Below are 15,215 nucleotides of genomic sequence, written 5' to 3'. Positions count from 1 at the left end.
GTGTTTACTACAGGACCTGACGCAGGAACGCCTGGGCGCGAGGGTCTTTCGGTGAGTCGAAGAACTCGGCCGGGGCCGCATCTTCCAGCAACTTGCCATGATCGAAGAACAGCACGCGGTCCGCCACTTCACGGGCAAAGCCCATTTCGTGGGTCACACAGACCATGGTCATGCCCTCCAAGGCGAGCGTCTTCATCACGTCCAGCACTTCGCCGACCATTTCCGGGTCGAGGGCCGAGGTGGGCTCATCAAACAGCATCACCTTGGGCTCCATGGCCAACGCCCGGGCAATCGCGACCCGTTGCTGTTGGCCACCGGACAAGCGTGAGGGGAACTCATTGGCCTTCTGTGCAATGCCGACCTTCTCCAGCAGCGCCAGGGCCTTGGCCTCACGCTCCTGCTTGCCGCGCTTGCGCACGACTTTCTGCGCCAGGCACAGGTTTTCCAGCACGGTCATGTGCGGAAACAGGTTGAAGTGCTGGAACACCATGCCGACTTCGCGGCGGTAGGCGTTCACGTCGGTCTTCGGGTCGGCCAGTTGCAAGCCGTCGATGCTCACCGAGCCGGAGTCGAACTCCTCCAGGCCGTTGAGGCAACGCAGGAACGTGGACTTGCCGGAGCCGGACGGGCCGATCACCACCAGCACTTCGCCCTTGGCCACCTGGGTGGTCACATGGTCCACCGCACGGACCACATGGCCACGGGTGTCGAAGACTTTTACCAGATCGCGGACTTCAATCACTTTGCGCGAGCCTCCGCTCAAGCCGGCTGGCCATTTTCGACAGCGGCAGGTTGATCAGCAGGTACAGGCCTGCCACGCAGAACAGGATTTCAAACGGCGAAAATGAAGTGGTGATCACCTCACGGCCGCTCTTGAGCAATTCGGTAATCGCGATCACCGACACCAGGGACGTGTCCTTGACCAGGCTGATAAATTGCCCGGCCAGCGGTGGCAGCACGCGCTTGAACGCCTGCGGCAGTACCACATGGCGCATCGACTGGCTGGCACTCAGGCCCAGGGAGCGCGCGGCTTCGTTCTGGCCACGGGTGATGGACTGCACACCGGCGCGGACGATTTCAGCCACATAGGCACCGGTAAACAGCGACAGCGCCGCAATCCCGGCGAATTCCCGGGACAGGTTGAGCACCGTACCGATAAAGAAATAGAAGATGAAGATCTGCACCAATAGCGGCGTACCGCGCACCAGCTCGACGTAGATCGTCGACAGATCACGCAAGGTCGGGTTGCTGGACAAGCGGCACAAGCCGGTCGCCAGACCAATCGCCAGGCCGAGGATTCCGGACACTACCGATAACCATAGCGTGGTCCACAAACCCCACATCAATGGCCCCAACGCCCAATGCCGGGTCACGCCCACCACATCGCCTTCGGCGACATCGTCACCGCGCGCCACTTGCAGGCTGTTGTCGGCAACAGTCAGCTTTTGCTCGGTGCCGGCGTCGTTGCGCAAGGTCACTTCGGCGACGTCGCCTTTGCGGACCAACTCGACAACCGTGGAGATGTCAGCGGCGCGTTGGGACTCTTCAGCCTGGTAGGCGAAGTACTGCGGTACGCGGTTCCAGCGCCATTCGTAGGACATCAGCGAGGTGGCGTAGTACAGCGCACCGGCCAGGCCAACCAGCACGACCACAGTCAGCAGGTGCCAGGGCCATTGGGCTTTTTTCTGTTTCATTTACTCAGTATCCAAAAGAGTCGGGCGCGCGCCAGCCTTATTCCATGTCCTTGAGCCACTCGGAGCTCTTGAACCACTTGTCATGGATGCGATCGTAGGTGCCGTCGTTGCGGATCTGGTGCAGGAAGTTGTTGATGAAGTTGATGCTGTCGTAGTCGCCTTTCTTCAGGCCAAACGCCAGGGGTTCGAAGGTGAAGGGTTCTTCCAGGAACACCAGCTTGCCATTGCCGACTTTTTTCTCGGCAACCACGTTGTACGGCGCGTCATACACAAAGGCATCGGCCTTGCCGTTGACCACGTCCAGCACGCCTTCCTGCTCGTTGTCGTACCCGTGGTACTTGGCTTTGGAGATCAGCTTTTTGGCGACCATCTCCCCGGTGGTGCCCAGTTTGGAGGTCAGGCGGTATTTCTCGTCGTTCAAGTCTTTGTAGGACTTGATGGTGCCTTCCAGTTCCTTGCGGATCAGCAGGGTCTGGCCGACCACAATGAAGGGTTCGCTGAAGTTCAGGCGCAGGTTGCGTTCCTGAGTCAGGGTCATGCCGCTGCCGATCATGTCGAACTTGCCGGTCAGGAAGGCGGGGATAATGCCGTCGTAGCCGGTGGATACCAGCTCCAGCTTGACCCCCATGGACTTGGCCATGGCCTTGAGGATGTCGACTTCGAAGCCGATGATTTCACCGCGCTTGTCTGTCATTTCAAACGGCATGTAGGTCGGGTCCATGCCGACTTTCAGCGTGCCGCGCTTGACCGCATCATCGATCGCACCCGCCTGGGCCGCAGTGGCCGCGACCAGTGCGGTGACGCCGAGCAGCAGCATCGAAAGATACTTTTTCATCATCAAGTCCCCTGAACGATTCTTGTAAGGTCGGCGCGCATAAGGGCTGCACCATTTCGGGGTGCGATCCTAACCCACTCGATGCTCGTCACAAAGGTTTCACGGCTATTTGTTATCGGCATATGTCGGAAAAGCCCCACATCGGTGCGGCAAAGCTCAGGGGCAGACACTTACGCAGAGGAGTACCGGCAACCGGTTGATGTGTAAGCAGTTATGACTTTCAGTCGATTTCCACCCACCAATCGGTGTCTTTAAACCACTTGTCGTGCAGGCGATCGTAGGTCCCATCCTGGGCCACTTGATTAAGAAAATGGTTGATCCAGTTGAGGCTGTCGAAATCGCCCTTTTTCAAGCCGAATGCCAAGGGTTCGAAGGTAAAGGGTTGCTCAAGTGCCAGCAGCGTGCTGTTTTCCGGGCGGCTAAGGGCGATCAGGTTGTAGGGTGCGTCATGAATAAAAGCATCGGCCGCTCCCGCCAACACCTGGCGTACCCCTTCTTCCGGAGTGGCAAAACTGCTGATGCGGGCCGCCCCCAAAAACCGTCGTGCTGCCGCCTCACCCGTGGTGCCTTCGGTGGTGGCGATCCGGTAACTGGCGTCATCCAGGTCCTCGACACTGCTGACCTTGCCCAGAAGCCTTGGGTGCAACACCACCGACTGGCCGACCACGATGAACGAGTCGCTGAAGTTGAGCTTGAGGTTGCGTTCCTGGGTGACGGTCATGCCGCTGCCGATCAGGTCGAATTTCTTTGCCTGCAACCCCGCCACCAGCTCGGTGTAGGGCACAGTGACCAATTCAAGCTCGACCCCCAAGGCTTGGCTCATGACCTTGAGCAGGTCGATTTCAAAGCCGACGATGCGTCCCTGTTTATCGGTCATTTCGAAGGGCACGTAGTTGGGCGTGGTGCCGACCTTGAGCGCGCCGCGTCGAACGGCGTCGTCAATCGCGCCGGCCTGTGCCAGGCCCATGTGAATCCATGCGACAGCGCTGATCAGCAGCGCAGAACAATAGCCTTTGCTCATGAAGACCCCAGTAGCCGGTTAAATTCGGGGCGATGCTAACTCAGCCACGGGCACGGCAATACGCCTCGAACAAGGGTCTTTTGTTTCGAAATAACAAGAGGTTAAGCCGAGAGGGAAAGCAACGGAAAACGCTGTAGGACCAGCGTTCGGAACACCCCCGAGGAGAACCCTCGGGGGCGTCTGAATCAGGCCGGTTGGGCCTGGGACGACAGCGGTTGCAGCGGCAGCAACGGCGCGTGCGGGTCAGCCTTGATCGATTCCCGCCAGGCGGCGAGCCACTCGGCATGGCCTTCGCTCCAGACCTGCTCGTGCAGGCGAGCCAGGGCTACCGGGTCACTGAGCAAGGCCAGGCGTTCACCGTTGTTGAGGCCGGCAGGACCGACTTTCAACGCGTGACGCACACGTTCGGCACGCAGGTACTCGATCGGCTCGGCCTGCGCGTGACGCGAGGTCGCCAGGGCACAGGCCAGGGCGTTCTGCTGCGGGTCGACCACCGAGCGCACAAAGCCGTCATTCAGCGCATGCCAACGGTTTTCGTGGGTGTACTTGTCGGTGGACAGCAGCGCTTGCGGCGGATTGTATTCCTCAGGGATCAGGAACAGGCTCTCGTCGCGGGACTTGAGGCCCAGCCCGACACGGCTGGAAATCACCGACACCGGGATCGACAGCATCAGCGAACCCACGATCGGCACCAGCCACCACAGGAAGCTTGGGTTCAACCACACCACCAGCAACGCCCAAAAGAAGCCGAGCAAGGTCTGGGTGCCATGGCGCTTGATCGCTTCACCCCATGGGGTGGAGTCATCGTCACGCTGCGGCGAGTTCCAGGTCGCGGCCCAGCCGAGGAACGCGGCGAGTACGAAACGGGTGTGGAAGATCATCCGTACCGGTGCCAGCAGCATGGAGAACAACATCTCCAGCAGCATCGACAAGGTCACCTTGAACTTGCCGCCGAACTCTTTCGCGCCTTTGGCCCAGATCAGGATGATGCTCAGCAGCTTCGGCAGGAACAACAGCACGATGGTGGTGGAGAACAGCGCCACCGCTTTGTCCGGATGCCATTGCGGCCACAGTGGGTACAGCTGGCGTGGCGCCATGAAGTACTGCGGCTCCATCAGGGTGTTCACCGCCAGCAGGGCCGTGGACAGCACCAGGAATAGGAACCACAACGGCGCCGACAGGTAGGACATCACACCGGTCAGGAACACCGCACGGTGCACCGGGTGCATGCCTTTAACCAGGAACAGGCGGAAGTTCATCAGGTTACCGTGGCACCAGCGACGGTCACGCTTGAGTTCGTCCAGCAGGTTCGGCGGCAGTTCTTCGTAGCTGCCCGGCAGGTCGTAGGCAATCCACACGCCCCAGCCGGCACGGCGCATCAGCGCAGCTTCAACAAAGTCGTGGGACAGAATAGAACCGGCGAACGCGCCTTTACCCGGCAATGGCGCCAGGGCGCAATGCTCGATAAACGGCTTCATGCGGATAATCGCGTTGTGACCCCAGTAGTGGGATTCACCCAACTGCCAGAAGTGCAGGCCGGCGGTAAACAGCGGGCCGTAGACGCGGGTCGCGAACTGCTGCATGCGTGCATACAGGGTGTCCATGCCCGACGCACGCGGCGCGGTCTGAATAATCCCGGCGTCCGGCGTGGCTTCCATCAGGCACACCAGGCTGGTCAGGCATTCGCCGCTCATGACGCTGTCGGCGTCGAGCACAACCATGTATTTATAGTCACCGCCCCAACGACGGCAGAAGTCGTCGAGGTTGCCGCTCTTGCGCTTTACGCGACGGCGACGGCGGCGATAGAAGATCTTGCCGAAACCACCCGCTTCACGACACACGTCAAGCCAGGCTTGCTGTTCGGCGATGCAGATGTCGGCGTCATTACTGTCGCTGAGCACGAAGAAGTCGAAGCGGTCGAGGTCACCGGTGGCGGCGACCGACTCGAACGTCGCACGCAGACCCGCGAATACACGCGGCACGTCTTCGTTGCAGATCGGCATCACCAACGCGGTGCGGGCGTCTTTCGGAATCGGCTCGTCGCCGGCACTCTTACCGGAGATCCGGTATTTATCATGGCCGGTGAGCAGCTCCAGAAAGCCCATCAACGCGGTCCAGAAACCCGCCGAGACCCAGCAGAATAAGATCCCGAACATGATCAGGATGCTGGTTTGCAGGGCGTAAGGCAGTACCTGGGTAGCGGTTTGCAACAAGGTCTGGTTGCGGATTTCGTCGAAGTCGACCAGCGACCAGCCCTGGTACGGCATGATGCCTTTCATGTACCAACCGGCGACGATGGTCTGGCCGAGCATCAGCACCAGCAGGATGTAACGACGGATCGAACCCACGGTACGCCAGCGGGCGGCCGGCAATACGCGCTCATCCTTCGGCGGGGCCGGCGGATTGCTACGCCCAGTGATACGGCGCCAGCCGCGTACCAGGATATTGGTGCGCCACGGTTCCGGCACCACACGGGTACGACGAATCGGCGGCGTGGCCTTGAGGCACACACGGCCGCTGGCATCCAGCACCAGCATTTCGGCGTCTTGCAGCTCTTCGGCCGTGTTGAGGGTCAAACGGCGGCCTACCGACGCCTGGGCGGCGTCGGTGGGCGCGTCGAACGTCGAAGACGACAAACGCTCGTGCAACTCGGTGAAGGATGTGCAGCCCGCCAGTTCGGCGCGCTGCTCAGCGGTCATCGGTAGATGCGCCAGGTACTCGGACAGAGTCTCAGGCGTTACTTGAGAATTACTCATCGGCAGGCAACTGATAGCTCCAGGTTTCGGTCAGGACTTGTTCGGTCTTGATCGGCTCCGGCGTGGCTGGGGCAGCTTCTGGCTGCTTGGCTTCCTTGTCTTTCGCGTCTTTCTTGGCCTGTTTCTCGTGTTGCTTGGCCAGGACCTTGTCAGCCTTGAGCACGTGGCTCGAGTCCTGCTCAGGGGCCGGCGGTGCAACATCCTGCACCAGCGCCGCGCGCATTTCAGTCGGCTTGCCTGCGTCCTTGATCTTCATGCGCAGGGTCAAGCGCCAGCCTTTGGTGTGCTCGTTGTAGCGCACGCTGTTTTCAACCAGCTCGGCGTTGTCGCTGACACTGACCTGGCTGCGCACCGGGGCATCCGCCGGCAGCGCCTTGAGGGACGGGCCCTCGAAGTCGACCAGGTAGGCCACGCTGCCGTCAGGCTGGCGGATCAGGTTGGATTGCTTCACGTCACCGGTGGAGCGCAGGGTCTGCTTGACCCAGGCGCTGTCGGCCGGGTGCAAGGCTTTCTCGTCCATGGTCCAGTGCAGGCGGTAGGAAACGTCCAGCGGCTGGCCCACTTCCGGCAGTTTTTCCGGGCTCCAGAAGGCAACGATGTTGTCGTTGGTTTCATCGGCGGTCGGAATCTCTACCAGGTTGACGGTGCCTTTGCCCCAGTCGCCCTCAGGCTCGATCCAGGCGCTTGGGCGCTTGTCGTAGTTGTCGTCGAGGTCTTCGTAGTGGCTGAAGTCGCGGCCGCGTTGCAGCAGGCCGAAACCTTTCGGGTTCTCTACGGTGAAGTTGCTGACCGACAGGTGTTTAGGGTTGTTCAGCGGACGCCAGATCCACTCGCCATTGCCGGCATGGATCGACAGGCCGCTGGAATCGTGCAGCTCGCGACGGTAGTTCAGCACTTTGGACGGCTGGTTCGCACCGAACAGGTACATGCTGGTCAACGGGGCTACGCCCAGTTTGGTGACCTTGTCGCGCAGGAACATCTGCGATTTCACATCGACAATGGTGTCGGTGCCCGGACGCAGGATCAGGCGATAAGCGCCGGTAGCCCGTGGCGAGTCCAACAGGGCAAAGATCACCAGTTGTTTCTCACCCGGCTTTGGACGTTCGATCCAGAACTCGGTGAAGCGCGGGAATTCTTCGCCGGACGGCAATGCAGTATCGATCGCCATGCCACGGGCGGACAGGCCATACGACTGACCTTTGCCGACCACGCGGAAGTAGCTCGCGCCGAGCATGGTCATGATTTCGTCTTGCTTGTCGGCCTTGTTGATCGGGTACAGCACACGGAAGCCGGCATAACCCAGCTGTTCGGTGGCTTTAGGATCAAACTTCACGTCGCCGAAATCGAAACGCGTCGGGTCGTACTTGATTTCCTGGACGCTGTCGGCGGTGACTTCATTGATTTTCACCGGTGTATCGAAGTGCATACCCTGGTGATAGAAGGACAGCTTGAACGGGGTGTTCTGATCGGCCCACTCGGCTTTTTCGTTGCGGAAACGAATCTTCTGGTAGTCCGCGAATTTCATTTCGCGGAATTCGTTCGGCAGATTGCTGCGCGGAGCTTCGTATTTCTGCCCGGCCAGCTCTTTTGCCTTGGCCGACACATCATCCAGACTGAATGCCCACAGTTGACCCGCGCCGAACAGGCAAAACAGGGCAGAGCCCGTCACCAGTGCGTTTCGTAACCGTTTGGCTGACAATTTTGGTGCATTACAGGGACTAACAATCACGAGCAACCCTCGCCGAAAACAGATCAAAAAACCAACGGCCAGCTATCTATATGCCAGGTTGGCGAGCATTGTTCCGACTCCCCTTGGGCAAAATGATTCCCCATCGGTTGTCGGACAAGTCTCTACCTAAGTCAAAAATGGACCAAACAACGCTGATCCCCGTAGCGCGCGATTATCTAGTAGCCCGCGAAACAACGCATCAGGGATAACGAAGTATTTGTAGCGAAACCCTACGTTTTTAGGCATTAAAAGTCGTTTTTAATACATTCACGTCTGTAAGAGGAAGGTGACAGGCCCGTCATTGACCAAATGCACCTGCATGTCGGCGCCAAAACGCCCCGACGCCACCTTGCCATGCAATTGTTGCGCTTGTAACAGCAAATGATCGAAAAGCGCTGCTCCCAGGGCCGGCGGGGCCGCTGTGGAGAAGCTCGGCCGCAGCCCGCTCTTGGTATCCGCCGCCAGGGTGAACTGCGACACCAGCAACAAACCGCCGTCGATATCCTTGAGCGATAGGTTCATCTTGCCTTCGTCGTCACTGAATACCCGGTAGTTCAGCAGCTTGTGCAGCAGTTTATCGGCACTCTCCGGCGTATCCGAAGGCTCGACAGCCACCAGCACCAGCAACCCCTGATCGACGGCGCCGACGATTTCGCCCGCCACCTCGACCCGGGCGCCTCGCACCCGTTGCAACAGGCCCTTCATGCTTCTTCAGGCGGCAGATCAAGCAGGCGCCGTGCCATTTCAGCGGTCGCGCGGACCAGCGCATCGGTAATGCCGGGCTCCGACGCCGCATGGCCAGCCTCGCGAATCACCTGCAGCTCGCTGTTGGGCCACGCCTGATGCAGCTCCCACGCGTTATCCAACGGGCAGATCATATCGTAGCGACCGTGGATGATTACGCCAGGCAGATGCGCAATCTTGTGCATATCGCGGATCAGCTGGTTGGGCTCCAGGAAGGAGTTGTTGGTGAAGTAGTGACATTCGATACGCGCGATGGACAGCGCGCGCTGCGGCTCGGAAAACCGCTCCACGTGCTGCGGGCTCGGGCACAGCCCCAGCATGCGGCCTTCCCAGCCGGACCAGGCCTTGGCCGCGTGCATCTGGGCGATCTGGTCGTTGCCAGTGAGACGCTTGTGATAGGCCGCGATCATGTCGTGGCGCTCTTCCGCCGGGATAGGCGCGATGTAATCCTGCCAGTAATCCGGGAACAGACGGCTGGCACCGGCCTGGTAGAACCATTCGATATCCTGCGGGCGGGCCAGGAAAATGCCACGCACGATCAGGCCATGCACACGCTCTGGATGGGTTTGCGCGTAGGCCAGGGCCAGGGTCGAGCCCCAGGAACCGCCGAACAGCACCCATTTGTCGATGCCCAGGTGCTCGCGAATGCGCTCAAGGTCGGCGACCAGGTCCCAGGTGGTGTTGTTTTCCAGGCTGGCGCGAGGGGTGGAGCGCCCGCAACCACGCTGGTCGAAGGTGACGATGCGGTACAGGTTCGGGTCAAAATAGCAGCGGCTCTGTGCGTCGCAACCTGCGCCAGGGCCACCATGGATGAATACGACGGGCAAGCCTTCGGGGGAGCCACTTTCATCGACGTACAGCGTGTGGGTGTCATCGACTGCCAGATCGTGCCGGGCGTAGGGTTTGATCTGCGGGTACCAAGTCTGCATTGCGCGCTCCGTAAGGGGTCGGGTTCATCCCTGGGGGGACGTCTTTTATTTTGCCGTCTGGCACTATAAACCCGAATTGTGCAATGAGCATGTCCTTGAGCGCTTAGACCTGTGTCAGCCCTTCTCTCCCCCGGCCATCGGGGTACACAGAGTGGATACGCCCGCGGCGTGTAGAGCCTGCCGGCAAACGTCATCGGGGCCCCCTCCCACATTGAACCGCGGTCATCCAGACAAAACGCGGTCAAGTGTGGGAGGGGGCTTGCCCCCGATAGCTATTTCAGCAACACCACCACTCACCGATAGTGCGCTTGCCCCCAAGCCAACACCCCTTCCAGCAATTGCTTGAGCACCACCCGCGTCGGCTCGGCCAGGTCCGGGCGATAAAGGAACGGCTCAACCTCTTCCATGTAAGTGCTCTGGCACAACTCCAGCTGCACAGCATGGATATCCTGCGCCGGGTCACCGTAATGCCGGGTGATATGGCCGCCCTTGAAACGTCCGTTGAGTACATGGCTGTACTGCGGATGGGTGGCGCAGATGGCCTCCAACTGGCTGGCGAGCCCTGGATCACAGGCAGCGCCGTTGAAGGTGCCAAGGTTGAAGTCCGGCAACTTGCCGTCGAACAGGTGCGGGATCACCGAGCGGATCGAATGCGCGTCAAACAGCAAGGCATAACCGAACTCGGCCTTGAGCCGCGCCAGTTCTTCTTGCAGCGTGCGGTGATAGGGGCCCCAGATCTTTTGCAGGTAACTGGCGCGCTCGGTCTCGCTCGGCTCCAACCCTTCACGGAACAACGGCACACCCTCGAACAACGTGGTCGGGTACAGGCCGGTGGTGGCACCGGCATACAGTGGCTTGTCGTCGGAGGGCCGATTCAGGTCGATCACAAACCGCGAATATTCGGCCGACAGGGTGCTGGCACCCAGGGCTTCGGCAAAGTCATACAGCATGGGAATGTGCCAGTCGGTGTCCGGCAGGCTTTGCGCCTCGGGGATCAACCCTGCCTCGACGGCAGGTGTGAGGCGCAGGCCGGCGTGGGGCATGCTGATCAGCAGCGGCACGCGGCCTTGTGTGAAGTTCAGAACCTTATCCACAAGCAATACTCCTCAAACAGTGACGTCGACGCCGTGGCGCACGACGCGTTTATCCAGCTCGCCACCCAGCCAATAGGCCAGGTCGGCAGGGCGATCGATCTGCCAGGCCACAAAATCCGCAACCTTGCCCACTTCCAACGAACCATGAGTGTCGCCCATGCACAGCGCAGTGGCGGCATGTTGCGTAGCACCGGCGAGGGCTTCTTCCGGGGTCATGCGGAACAACGTGCAGGCCATGTTGAGCATCAGGCGCACCGACAGCGCTGGGGACGTGCCGGGGTTGAGGTCGCTGGCGATGGCGATTTTCACACCGTGTTTGCGCAAGGCCTCCATCGGCGGCAACTGGGTTTCGCGCAGGAAGTAGAACGCGCCGGGCAGCAAGACCGCGACGGTGCCGGAGACGGCCATGGCGATGGCGTCTTCTTCGGTCATGAATTCCAGGTGGTCCGCCGACAACGCGTAGTAACGCGCCGCGAGGCTGGAGCCGTGCAGCGACGAAAGCTGTTCGGCGTGCAGCTTCACCGGCAGGCCCAGTTGCTGGGCGACTTTGAACACGCGCTCCACCTGCTCGGTGGAGAACGCCAGGTATTCGCAGAACGCATCCACCGCGTCCACCAAGCCTTCGGCCGCCAAAGCCGGCAGCATTTCGGTGCAGATGTGGTCGATGTAATCGTCGGCGCGGTCCTTGTACTCCGGCGGCAACGCGTGGGCCGCCAGGCACGTGGCGCGCACGCTGACCGGCAGCGCTTCGCCGAGGCGACGGGCCACTCGCAGCATTTTGCGTTCGTTGACCAGGTCCAGCCCATAGCCGGACTTGATCTCCACCGTGGTGACGCCGTCGCGCAGCAGACTGCGCAGGCGCTTGTGGGCGCTGGCAAACAGTTCATCTTCCGTCGCCGCGCGGGTGGCACGCACGGTGCTGGCAATACCGCCGCCCTTGGCCGCGATCTCGGCGTAGCTGACACCTTCGAGGCGCTGCTCAAATTCGCCGCTGCGGTTGCCACCGAACACCGTGTGGGTGTGACAGTCGATCAGCCCGGGGGTGACCCACGCGCCGTGCAGGTCATGCACCTGGGCGTAATTCGCCGTCGGTACCTGGCTGCGGGGGCCGATCCACTCGATGAGCGAACCGGCGGTCACCAGGGCGGCGTCCTCGATGATCGAGTATTTGCCCTGGGCCATGGTTGCGACGTGGCAGTGTTGCCAAAGCGTTTTCATCAACGCCTCCCTAGATTAACGATGAGACAAAGCCGGGTCGTAGTGCACCTTGGCCGCTTGCCCGGCTGCAGGCTTGACCCACAATAGGTAGGCAACCACCAGCAGCACGATCCACACGGCACCGACCAACAAAGCGGCCTGGGTGTCCGGGAAGTAACCCAGCACGCCAAACACGAACAGCATGAAGACGATGGCCGCTGCTGGCGCATAAGGCCAGAACGGCACGGGGAATTTCAGCTCGGCGACTTGTTCCTGGGTCATCGAGCGGCGCATCGCGACCTGGGTGAACAGGATCATCAGCCAGACCCACACAGTGGCGAAGGTCGCGATCGAGGCGATCAGCAGGAACACGTTTTCCGGGATCAGGTAGTTGAGCACCACACCGCCCAGCAGCGCCGCGCCCATCACCACCACGGTCATCCACGGCACGCCGTGCTTGGACAACTGCGCAAAGCCCTTGGGCGCCTGCCCTTGTTGGGCCAGACCGTACATCATGCGGCCGGCGCCGAAGATGTCGCTGTTGATGGCCGAGACGGCTGCCGAGATCACCACGATGTTGAGGATGGTCGCCGCCGAGCCGATGCCCAGGTTGCTGAAGATCTGCACGAACGGGCTGCCCTGGCTGCCGATCTGCGGCCATGGGTAGATCGCCATCAACACAAACAAGGTCAGCACGTAGAACAACAGGATACGCAGCGGCACCGCGTTGATCGCCTTGGGGATCACGCGTTGCGGGTCCTTGGCTTCGCCGGCGGTAATACCGATGATTTCAATGCCGCCAAAAGCGAACATCACCACCGCGAACGAGGCGATCAGGCCGCCGATGCCATTGGGCATGAAGCCACCGTGGGCCCACAGGTTGCTGAGACCGCTGGCCTGGGTGTCACCGGCCGAATGGATGCCGAACAGCATGATGCCGAAACCGCCGAGGATCATCGCGACGATGGCGCCGACCTTGAGCAGCGACAGCCAGAACTCCATTTCGCCAAACACTTTGACGTTGCACAGGTTCAGGCCGCCGATCAGAAACACAATGCCGAGGACCCAGACCCAGCGCGCGACGTCGGGAAACCAGAAGCCCATGTAGATGCCGAAGGCGGTGACGTCGGCCAGGCAGACGATGATCATTTCAAAGGCGTAGGTCCAACCGAGGATAAACCCCGCCATTGGGCCCAGGTAGGTGCTGGCGTACTGGCCGAAGGAGCCGGCGACCGGGTTGTGCACGGCCATTTCGCCGAGGGCGCGCATCACCATGAACACGGCGGCGCCGCCGATCAGGTAGGCCAGCAGCACAGCGGGGCCCGCCATCTGGATCGCAGAGGCAGAGCCATAGAACAGCCCGGTGCCGATCGCGGAACCGAGTGCCATGAAGCGAATATGTCGGGCGCTGAGCCCGCGTTTCAAACCCTTTTCTTGCTGTTGCATTTCTCGTCCTTAATTATTCTTATCCTGAGAAAAATCCAAACCTGGCGCCTGACAACTGTAGTGAGCGGGCTTGCCCCGCGCTGGGCTGCGAAGCAGCCCTGAAATGGCCACCGCATGTCTTCAGACAGAACGCGACGGCAGGTTTTGGGGCTGCTGCGCAGCCCAGCGCGGGGCAAGCCCGCTCACTACAGGGTGTTGCGGTTACAGGCTCGGCAGGAGATTGGCCGGCACCAGCTCATTCAGGCAGCGAGTGGCGAGCAATTCGCTGGCGGCGTTGATGTCCGGGGCGAAGAAGCGGTCCTTGTCGTAGAACGCCACTTTGTCGCGCAAAATCCCACGTGCTTTTTCCAGCTTCGGTGAGGTTTTCAGACCTTCGCGCAGGTCCAGGCCCTGGCACGCGGCCAGCCATTCCACGGCGAGAATGCCACGGGTGTTCTCGGCCATTTCCCACAGGCGTTTGCCGGCAGCCGGGGCCATCGACACATGGTCTTCCTGGTTGGCGGAAGTCGGCAGGCTGTCGACGCTATGGGGATGAGCCAGAGCCTTGTTCTCGCTGGCGAGTGCGGCGGCGGTCACTTGGGCGATCATGAAACCGGAGTTCACCCCGCCATTGCCGACCAGGAAAGGCGGCAGTTGCGACATATGCTTGTCCATCATCAGCGAGATACGACGCTCGCTCAGGGAACCGATTTCGGCAATGGCCAGCGCCATGTTGTCGGCAGCCATGGCCACGGGTTCGGCGTGGAAGTTGCCGCCGGAAATCACGTCGCCTTCAGCGGCGAACACCAGCGGGTTATCCGACACCGCGTTGGCTTCGACCACCAGCACTTCAGCAGCCTGGCGGAACTGGGTCAGGCACGCGCCCATGACTTGTGGCTGGCAGCGCAGGGAGTACGGGTCCTGGACCTTGTCGCAGTTCTGGTGCGACTGGGACACCTGGCTGCTTTCACCCAGCAGGTCGCGATAGGCCGCAGCGGAATCGATCTGGCCGCGTTGGCCGCGAGCTGCGTGGATGCGCGCATCGAACGGCGAACGCGAACCCAGCACCGCCTCCACGGTGAGGCCGCCGCAGGCCAGGGCGCCGGCGAACAAGTCTTCGCCCTCGAACAGGCCACGCAGGGCATAGGCGGTGGACACCTGGGTGCCGTTGAGCAGCGCCAGGCCTTCCTTCGCGGCGAGGGTCAGCGGCGTCAGGCCCGCGACTTTCAACGCTTCGGTCGCTTCCAGCCATTCGCCTTTGTAACGCGCCTTGCCTTCGCCGAGCAGCACCAGGGACATGTGCGCCAGCGGCGCCAGGTCGCCGGAAGCGCCGACCGAACCTTTCAACGGGATGTGCGGATACACCTCGGCGTTGATCAGTGCGATCAGCGCATCGATCACCTGGCGGCGGATCCCGGAGAACCCACGGCTCAGGCTGTTGACCTTGAGCACCATGACCAGTCGTACCAGCGCATCGCTGATCGGCTCACCGACGCCGGCGGCGTGGGACAGCACCAGCGAACGCTGGAGGTTTTCCAGGTCTTCGCTGGCGATGCGGGTCGAGGCCAGCAGGCCAAAACCGGTGTTGATGCCGTAGGCGGTGCGGTTCTCGGCGAGAATCTGCTCCACGCAGGCCACACTGGCTTCGATCTGCGCCGTGGCGCTGTCATCCAGGCGCAGGGTTACCGGCTGCTGGTAGATGGCGCGCAGTTGGGCAAGGCTCAGCTGGCCTGGAATCAGGTTTAGCGCAGTCACATTCATACTCCTTGTGAATTGTTCTTTTTGAATAAG

General features: G+C 61.1%; 12 protein-coding genes. All 12 read right to left on the bottom strand.

All coding sequences use genetic code 11. The features are described from left to right. Nucleotides 1-7 precede the first annotated feature (7 nt). The 12 genes from ACI512_RS05215 to hutH all read right to left on the bottom strand — a co-directional run bounded on the left by ACI512_RS05215 (nucleotide 8) and on the right by hutH (nucleotide 15,185). Nucleotides 8-742 carry an amino acid ABC transporter ATP-binding protein gene (locus tag ACI512_RS05215; RefSeq protein WP_032890203.1) on the bottom strand — a complete coding sequence of 245 codons (735 nt, stop codon included), beginning with the start codon at nucleotides 740-742 and terminating at the stop codon, nucleotides 8-10. Then, entirely contained in the window at nucleotides 735-1,694 is a 960-nt protein-coding gene (locus tag ACI512_RS05210) for an amino acid ABC transporter permease (protein ID WP_012721788.1), read from the bottom strand. Before ACI512_RS05210 ends, ACI512_RS05215 begins: the two co-directional genes overlap by 8 nt. A gap of 37 nt (nucleotides 1,695-1,731) precedes the next feature. After that, nucleotides 1,732-2,529, bottom strand: coding sequence for a transporter substrate-binding domain-containing protein (locus tag ACI512_RS05205; protein ID WP_046034015.1), 798 nt, complete (start codon nucleotides 2,527-2,529; stop codon nucleotides 1,732-1,734). Nucleotides 2,530-2,749: 220 nt separating this feature from the next. Next, on the bottom strand, nucleotides 2,750-3,550 hold the full coding sequence (locus ACI512_RS05200; RefSeq protein WP_236379334.1) for a transporter substrate-binding domain-containing protein: 801 nt from the start codon (nucleotides 3,548-3,550) through the stop codon (nucleotides 2,750-2,752). 185 nt (nucleotides 3,551-3,735) lie between these two features. Then, nucleotides 3,736-6,306 (bottom strand): glucans biosynthesis glucosyltransferase MdoH, encoded by a 2,571-nt coding sequence (gene mdoH, locus ACI512_RS05195; protein ID WP_405121682.1) that lies wholly within the window; start codon nucleotides 6,304-6,306, stop codon nucleotides 3,736-3,738. Beyond that, nucleotides 6,299-8,035, bottom strand: a complete 1,737-nt coding sequence (locus ACI512_RS05190; protein ID WP_043206109.1) for a glucan biosynthesis protein G — start codon at nucleotides 8,033-8,035, stop codon at nucleotides 6,299-6,301. The genes mdoH and ACI512_RS05190 overlap by 8 nt, the downstream gene beginning before the upstream one ends. A 267-nt stretch (nucleotides 8,036-8,302) precedes the next feature. Next, entirely contained in the window at nucleotides 8,303-8,740 is a 438-nt protein-coding gene (dtd, locus tag ACI512_RS05185) for a D-aminoacyl-tRNA deacylase (RefSeq protein ID WP_012721783.1), read from the bottom strand. Next, the gene (pip, locus tag ACI512_RS05180; RefSeq protein WP_012721782.1) at nucleotides 8,737-9,708 is read right to left on the bottom strand and encodes a prolyl aminopeptidase; all 972 of its coding nucleotides are present in this window, start codon (nucleotides 9,706-9,708) and stop codon (nucleotides 8,737-8,739) included. The genes dtd and pip overlap by 4 nt, the downstream gene beginning before the upstream one ends. 293 nt (nucleotides 9,709-10,001) lie before the next feature. After that, the gene (gene hutG, locus ACI512_RS05175) at nucleotides 10,002-10,802 is read right to left on the bottom strand and encodes an N-formylglutamate deformylase (protein ID WP_236379327.1); all 801 of its coding nucleotides are present in this window, start codon (nucleotides 10,800-10,802) and stop codon (nucleotides 10,002-10,004) included. Nucleotides 10,803-10,814: 12 nt separating this feature from the next. Further along, nucleotides 10,815-12,020 carry an imidazolonepropionase gene (gene hutI / locus ACI512_RS05170; protein WP_236379325.1) on the bottom strand — a complete coding sequence of 402 codons (1,206 nt, stop codon included), beginning with the start codon at nucleotides 12,018-12,020 and terminating at the stop codon, nucleotides 10,815-10,817. A 15-nt stretch (nucleotides 12,021-12,035) separates the two neighbouring features. Continuing rightward, on the bottom strand, nucleotides 12,036-13,445 hold the full coding sequence (locus tag ACI512_RS05165) for an amino acid permease (RefSeq protein ID WP_012721779.1): 1,410 nt from the start codon (nucleotides 13,443-13,445) through the stop codon (nucleotides 12,036-12,038). 201 nt (nucleotides 13,446-13,646) lie between these two features. Continuing rightward, the gene (hutH, locus tag ACI512_RS05160; protein WP_012721778.1) at nucleotides 13,647-15,185 is read right to left on the bottom strand and encodes a histidine ammonia-lyase; all 1,539 of its coding nucleotides are present in this window, start codon (nucleotides 15,183-15,185) and stop codon (nucleotides 13,647-13,649) included. Nucleotides 15,186-15,215: the final 30 nt, after the last annotated feature.

Origin of the sequence: Pseudomonas petroselini (assembly GCF_045037875.1) — a bacterium.
In the GTDB taxonomy this organism is placed as follows: domain Bacteria; phylum Pseudomonadota; class Gammaproteobacteria; order Pseudomonadales; family Pseudomonadaceae; genus Aquipseudomonas; species Aquipseudomonas petroselini.
This window is presented reverse-complemented; position numbering and strand designations above follow the sequence as displayed.

Excerpts from the sequence above, each read along its gene's own strand:
- ACI512_RS05165 (WP_012721779.1), bottom strand. The coding sequence starts at position 13,445 with ATGCAACAGCAAGAAAAGGGTTTGAAACGCGGGCTCAGCGCCCGACAT.
- ACI512_RS05210 (WP_012721788.1), bottom strand. The coding sequence starts at position 1,694 with ATGAAACAGAAAAAAGCCCAATGGCCCTGGCACCTGCTGACTGTGGTC.
- ACI512_RS05205 (WP_046034015.1), bottom strand. The coding sequence starts at position 2,529 with ATGAAAAAGTATCTTTCGATGCTGCTGCTCGGCGTCACCGCACTGGTC.
- hutH (WP_012721778.1), bottom strand. The coding sequence starts at position 15,185 with ATGAATGTGACTGCGCTAAACCTGATTCCAGGCCAGCTGAGCCTTGCC.
- pip (WP_012721782.1), bottom strand. The coding sequence starts at position 9,708 with ATGCAGACTTGGTACCCGCAGATCAAACCCTACGCCCGGCACGATCTG.
- dtd (WP_012721783.1), bottom strand. The coding sequence starts at position 8,740 with ATGAAGGGCCTGTTGCAACGGGTGCGAGGCGCCCGGGTCGAGGTGGCG.
- mdoH (WP_405121682.1), bottom strand. The coding sequence starts at position 6,306 with ATGAGTAATTCTCAAGTAACGCCTGAGACTCTGTCCGAGTACCTGGCG.
- hutI (WP_236379325.1), bottom strand. The coding sequence starts at position 12,020 with ATGAAAACGCTTTGGCAACACTGCCACGTCGCAACCATGGCCCAGGGC.
- ACI512_RS05200 (WP_236379334.1), bottom strand. The coding sequence starts at position 3,550 with ATGAGCAAAGGCTATTGTTCTGCGCTGCTGATCAGCGCTGTCGCATGG.